The 6680-nt window shown below is 50.5% G+C and carries 3 protein-coding genes; 2 read left to right on the forward strand and 1 reads right to left on the reverse strand.

Annotated features, from left to right (window positions below):
- Positions 1-200: 200 nt before the first annotated feature.
- Positions 201-494, reverse strand: coding sequence for a hypothetical protein (locus ACYVK4_RS07680; protein ID WP_461126911.1), 294 nt, complete (start codon positions 492-494; stop codon positions 201-203).
- A 1085-nt stretch (positions 495-1579) separates the two neighbouring features.
- On the opposite strand from ACYVK4_RS07680, the gene ACYVK4_RS07685 reads away from it, so the two are divergent.
- Complete coding sequence (locus ACYVK4_RS07685) at positions 1580-4891, forward strand: SusC/RagA family TonB-linked outer membrane protein (protein WP_461126912.1); 3312 nt, start codon at positions 1580-1582, stop codon at positions 4889-4891.
- A gap of 44 nt (positions 4892-4935) precedes the next feature.
- The gene (locus ACYVK4_RS07690) at positions 4936-6597 is read left to right on the forward strand and encodes a RagB/SusD family nutrient uptake outer membrane protein (RefSeq protein WP_461126913.1); all 1662 of its coding nucleotides are present in this window, start codon (positions 4936-4938) and stop codon (positions 6595-6597) included.
- The last annotated feature ends 83 nt before the right edge of the window (positions 6598-6680 follow it).

Here is a 6680-nt window from a genome sequence, read left to right on the forward strand (position 1 = left end):
GAAGTACCTGACGACTGGCAGGTTGTTTTACACCGGTTCCTACTAAATTGAAACCGGTGGGTAAGGGCTTTCCCTCGTCCTTGACCGTGCAGAAAAAGGGGCGAATAGTGGGGAACTACTGACAAAGCCGTTAACAGCGGAAGCTGGGGCTACGATAAAAACCATTCCTTTTGCCTGAGATATCACCCGACTTAAGCCGGTCAGAAGGATTTCACTCCAGGAATGCCTTCGCTCACGCTAAACCCTGGAGCAGGGACGCTCAATTGAGCGTAGCGTTGTTGGGCTTGTTTGTAACGCACCAGCAAGTCCATAAACGGCTCCGACAGCGAATCAGGGCTGTCAAAAGGGGAAGGGTATTCACTGCCCTTGAGCAGGTTAGTCGACTGTTGTGCTTGGGTCAATCGGTCATTCAGCCTCAGCGCCTGTTTTTGTAGTTGGTTATAAAGCTCCTCGAGTTCCTCTTCGAGCCTGGTCTTTTCAGATTGTTCCATCATATCATGCAGTAAGGTAGCATCATCTCATTCATCAAACGTGGGTGGGCCTTGAGATGTAGCTGGCTAGGCAAATGTGCGCTTTACCTATATATTCATTTATAGATAACCAAAAAAGCAAAATATGTTCTAGACATTATTCAATAAAGATAGAATAATATTTTACATAGCCATTAACAGGCCAACTCCCGTAAGTCTAACGAGGGCGGTCGAGTCAGCCAAATACAAAGGGTCTCTTCAGCCCACACCTGGCCCGTTCAGGGCAAACGTTCATCGACCGTCTACCCTCAACTTGTTTACGCAGGAAATGAGCCGCTAATTTATCCGCTTAACAGGCCGACTTCTAAAGTATAGGCTACTTCCTAGCGCAGGCAGTTTTTGATCAGGTAGAGCGTTTAACCGGGCTGGCTACTCAACTATCGACTAGTCAACTACTGACCTGGCACCTGTTGGACAGGTTAAAACCCGTTACCTCTAAGCCCTTCAACTGCCCAGTAGGCGGCCAGTATAACCTGCCTGCGGAGTCGTGACCAGCTACCCTTTATGAACTAACGCCTTTCCGGTAGGACATCATTTCAGGGGGACTGCTCTACAGATACCACTTCGGAGAATAGGGTAGGTTCAGGGTGGTCTCCGCAGTCAAATAACTAGTTGTCGACCGTAAACCAGCAATAAACGGGAGGAAGGATTAGGCCAACTAATCGTCCAATGGCGGTCTCCTCACTTACCTGCTATTTCTGGTCACCATTATTTTCACGCTGGACTTGGTGGGACCGCTTCGTCAAGAAAAAATTAGTACTATGGGACTATTTAAAAATTTAATTTTCCTATTTTAATAAGTATTAAGATTAAATTTTGCTTAAAAGCTTTTGTGCTTACTTTTAGAAAAGGTCTAACGCTGGCCGGTTTAGTGTGCATGATTCCGGCTGACTCAAGCTACTACACCGTATGCTCTAAAAAATTGGCCCCGTTAGGATCCGTCACGTTTGGCCCAGTGGCTCCTCAGACCAACTCAATCGCCTAGTTACAAAAGCCGGTAACGACTTAGGTTCTTGTGATACCTGATCTTTACTCTAAAACAACCCAGTATGAAAAACAACCTTTATCGACGGGGCTCCCGGCTTCCAGCCAGACAAATCACCCTGGTTACGCTACTCCTTTTTCACCTGTTTATGCCGACCGCCGGGGGGGCTAATGGGTACACCTTATCCAAGCCCCTTCCCCCATTCCGGGCTGAGGAACGGGCGGCTCTACCCATTCGGGGAAAAGTTATTGATGCCACGGGGGCGTCTGTTCCCGGCGCCACAGTGGTGCTAAAAGGCAGCTCGTCTCTGGGTACGACCACCGATACGGAGGGAGCCTTTACGCTCAACTTACCCGATGGCAGTACCACGCTGATAGTATCCTCTATTGGCTATATAACCCAGGAGCTAACCATCGGTAACCGAAACCAACTCGTGGTTACCCTGCAATCGGATGTCAAAGCGTTAAGCGAAGTCGTCGTAACCGGCTACTCCTCCCAATCCCGAAGAGACATTACCGGGTCCGTGGCCACCGTCGATGCCAAAGAGCTAAACAAGGTAACGGCCCCCAACGTGGCGCAGCAATTACAGGGACGAGTCGCCGGGGTGACCGTCACCTCCAACAATTCGCCGGGGGGCGAAGCAACCGTACGCATCCGTGGGTTTGGTACCATCAACAATAATGATCCGCTTTATGTCATTGATGGGGTTCCCACTAAAGGCGGGCTCAACAGCATTAATCCTAACAATATCGAGTCGATGCAGGTGTTAAAAGATGCTTCCGCTGCTTCCATTTATGGGTCAAGAGCGGCCAATGGGGTCATTATTATTACCACTAAAAAAGGCAAGATTGGGGCTCCTCAATTCACCTTTAACTCCAGAGTTGGGGTGCAGGTCGGTAAAGTGGACCTGGGTTTAATCAAGAATCCGCAGGAGTTTGGTAACCTGCTCTGGATTCAGCGTCGTAACGCCGGCATATTGACCAACGGAAATCCCTCCCATCCCCAGTATGGCAATGGCCCCACGGCGGTTGTGCCGGATTATATTTTGGCCGGTTCCAGCTATGGCCTTTTCGAAGGCGATCCCAAGACCAATCCCTCGCTTTACACCTACAACCGGGCCAATTTTTACCAGATCGTAAAAGCTAACAAAGAAGGCACCGACTGGGAGAAGGAGATTTTGCATCCGGCCGTCATTCAGGAATACAACATTGGCGCTAACGGCGGCACCGAAACGGGACGATATGCCATTGCCCTGAACTACTTTAAGCAGGATGGGGTGTTAAAGCATACCTCATTCGACCGGTATTCGTTGCGCGCCAACACCGAGTTTCTCTTCAAGAAAAAATTTCGTCTGGGTGAAAACCTGGAAGTAAGCTATACGGAGAACAAAGGGTATTATAACAACAACGGTACGGCCAGTACGGCGAATAACCAGGACGGAAACCCCATTGGTAACGGCTACCGGATTCCGTCCATTATTCCCGTATATGACATAATGGGCAACTTTGCCGCTACCCGGGCGGCGGGTCTGGGACCGGCTACCAATCCAGTCGCTCAGTTATGGCGGGCCAGAAACAATAAGACCAACACGTTCAGGGCCTTCGGGAATGCCTATGCCGAAGTTGACATCCTCAAAGATTTAGTAGCCCGGTCGAGTATCGGCATTGATTTTACGACCGCTACCCGAGCCAGTTATACCCTGCTGGACCTGGAAGAAGCTGAGATTGAAGCCTCGAACGCGTTAACCAACGCCAATGCCTACGATATCAACTGGACCTGGACGAACACGCTGAACTATACGAAAAGCATTGCCAATCTACACCGGGTGAGTGTACTGGCCGGCACCGAAGCCATTAAAGGAACAGGGCAGGATTTTTCGGCCACTCGCACCACCTTCTTCTCCGAAGACCCGCTGTATATGTACCTCAATTCGGGAACGGCCGGCATCAACAACTCGGGGGCGGGCTATGAATGGGCCCTTTTTTCCCTGTTCGCTAAGGTTAACTACGCCCTGAAGGACCGCTATCTCTTGGAAGCGACGATCAGACGCGACGGATCATCCCGTTTTGGTCAGAACAACCGGTACGGTACCTTCCCCGCCTTTAGTGCCGGATGGCGAATTTCGGAGGAACGCTTCATGAAGACATTACCCTGGATCAACGACCTGAAAGTGAGAGCTGGCTGGGGCCAGACGGGGAATCAGGAGATTGGCAATTACAACGGGTTTAGCACCTACCGATCCAGCCTTAGCCAATCGTCCTATGCCATTGATGGCTCCAACAACTCGGTTCAGGCTGGTTTTGATACCGAAGCCTTCGGGAACTCGGATGCTAAATGGGAAACAACGACCCAGACCAACCTCGGCCTGGACGCTACGTTCCTGAAAGGCAAGCTAACGCTGAACCTTGATCTCTATAAACGCACAACGGCCGACATGCTCTACCAGGTCAGTCTGCCTGCTACTCAGGGCGTAGCCACTATTCCGTTTGTCAATGTGGGAGAAATGAGCAACAAAGGCATTGATCTTGGGATCAATTACAACAATAAAACTCTCAACAACGAACTGACCTACGGGATTGGCATTAATTTCTCGACGTATAAAAATAATGTCGTACGACTCAACAGCAGTTCGACGGCCGTTTTGCTCGGACCCGCTATCCGGAGTTACACCTGGACGCGCTCGGTGGCGGGTAGGCCCCTGTATTCTTTCTATGGGTTAAAGATCGATGGCATTTACCAAAATCAGGGCGAAGTTGATGCGGGTCCGGCTTATCCGGGCTATGCCGCCGTGGGTAAGTATAGGTATCACGATACCGATGGGGACGGTACCATCACCGACAATGACCGAATGTTTTTGGGTAATCCTCACCCGGATTTCACCTACGGCATTAACCTGAATCTGGGGTATAAGAACTTCGACCTTTCGGCCTTCGTTCAGGGCGTACAGGGAAACCAACTGCTGAATATGGTTAAACGCTGGGTTGACTTCAACAATCAGGCGGGAAACCGGAGTCTACGTATGCTCTACGACTCGTGGACCCCCCAGAATCCAGATGCGGTTTTGCCTATTTTGGATGCCAATGATAGCCGTAGCCAGCAGCCTTCCAGCTATTTCATTGAGGACGGTTCCTATCTGAGGCTGAAAAACCTGACCCTTGGCTATACCTTGCCGACGGCTATTGCCTCGAAAATTAAAGTTGACAATGCCCGTATTTTTCTTCAGGCTCAAAACCTCTTTACCATTACCAGCTACAGCGGTATTGACCCCGAGGTCACGTCGGTTGGCTCGGCCCCGGGCAGCACTGTCTTAGGTGTGGATCAGGGGAATTATCCCAATGCTAAAATGTACCAGATCGGTATCAATTTCGGCTTTTAACCCAACGACTCGACAACCTTTTAAGCCGTACGGCCCATACACTTATGAAAAAGAAATTCATATTCTTATCCGCAGGGGTTTGCCTGAACTTACTGAGCGCCTGCAGCAGTGATTTTCTGGAAACAACACCGCTGGGCGTAGCCAATGATCAGCTGCTGGCCAACAAGTCAGGCGTCAATGGGGTCCTGATTGCGGCCTACAGTTTGCTGGATGGGGTAGGGTCCGGCCCGACCAACACCTCATCGGGGAGCAACTGGATATTTGGCTCGGTGGCCTCCGATGACGCCTACAAGGGTAGTGATGTGGGTGATCAGGCGCAGATCACTACCCTGGAACGCTATTCCTTCCAGGCCGATTTAGGCGTTTATAACGACAAATGGATTGCCTTATACGATGGTGTCTCCCGCTCGAACGATGTGTTAAAGCTCGTACCAAAAGCCAAGGATATGACGGAGGTCGAAAAAAAACAGGCCATGGGGGAAGCTCGTTTCCTGCGGGGCTGGTATCACTTTGAAGCTAAAAAAATCTGGAATAAGGTGCCTTACGTGGATGAAACCGTAACGGATTTTATCAATCTGCCCAATACAGCGGATATATGGCCCCAGATCGAAGCTGATTTCCAGTATGCGATCGATAACCTGCCGACAACCAAAGTCAATGTGGGCAGAGCCAGCCAATGGATGGCCAAAGCCTATCTGGCCAAAGTCCATATGTATCAACAGGATTACACCGCTGCAAAACCCCTCCTGGTAGACGTGATTGCCAACGGCCCCTTTAAACTGGTAGCGAATTATCACGATAATTTTCAGATTGCCACCGAAAACAACAGCGAGTCGATCTTTGAAGTACAGATGTCAGTGGGTGACGGGGGCACCGGACAGAACGGAAACTGGGGCGATAACTGGAACTTCCCCTATGGTTCAGCCCCCGGCGGCTGCTGCGGCTTTTACCAGCCTTCCCAAAATTTGGTGAATGCCTTCAAAACGGATGCGACGGGTTTGCCCTTGCTGGATACCTTTAATAATGTCGATGTGAAAAATGATGAGGGCCTAGCCTCAACGGATCCGTTTACCCCCTATGAAGGGACACTGGATCCCCGATTGGACTGGACAGTTGGCCGCCGGGGAATCCCCTTTCTTAACTGGGGCATACATCCGGGTAAAAACTGGATACGGGATCAAAGTTTTGGCGGTCCTTATACCTTCAAAAAGTTTTTTGCCAACAACGGCGAGAACGCCGGTGCGGAATCCCCGCGGGCCAACGCCAATAATTACCGAGCTTACCGCTTCGCCGACTTGCTGTTGATGCGGGCCGAAATTGCGGTCGAAGAAAACGACCTGGCAACGGCCCTGGCCCTGGTGAACCAGATCAGAACGCGGGCTACGAATCAGGTAGTCACCGATGCAGCGGGCAAGCCTGCGGCCAATTATCTGGTTAAACCCTATGCATCCTTTCCCAGCCAGGACTACGCCCGAAAGGCCGTTCGCTTTGAACGACGACTGGAGTTAGCCATGGAAGGCCATCGCTTTTTTGATCTGGTCCGTTGGGGAGTGGCCAGTGATGTGCTCAATGCGTACCTAGTCAAAGAAAGTCTGAAGCGCACTTATCTGACGGGGTCAACTTTTGTGAAAGGGAAAAATGAATACTTCCCCATTCCCCAAGCTCAAATTGATATTATGGGAGTCAATGTATTGAAGCAAAACTAAGGACATACTGCTTAAAACCAACTCCTTCATCAGGCAGCGAGCCGCAACCCTTCCGGGTTGCGGCTCTCTGCCTGATGAAGGAG

This window comes from Spirosoma aerophilum (assembly GCF_054782495.1).

Excerpts from the sequence above, each read along its gene's own strand:
- ACYVK4_RS07680 (WP_461126911.1), bottom strand. The coding sequence starts at position 494 with ATGATGGAACAATCTGAAAAGACCAGGCTCGAAGAGGAACTCGAGGAG.
- ACYVK4_RS07685 (WP_461126912.1), top strand. The coding sequence starts at position 1,580 with ATGAAAAACAACCTTTATCGACGGGGCTCCCGGCTTCCAGCCAGACAA.
- ACYVK4_RS07690 (WP_461126913.1), top strand. The coding sequence starts at position 4,936 with ATGAAAAAGAAATTCATATTCTTATCCGCAGGGGTTTGCCTGAACTTA.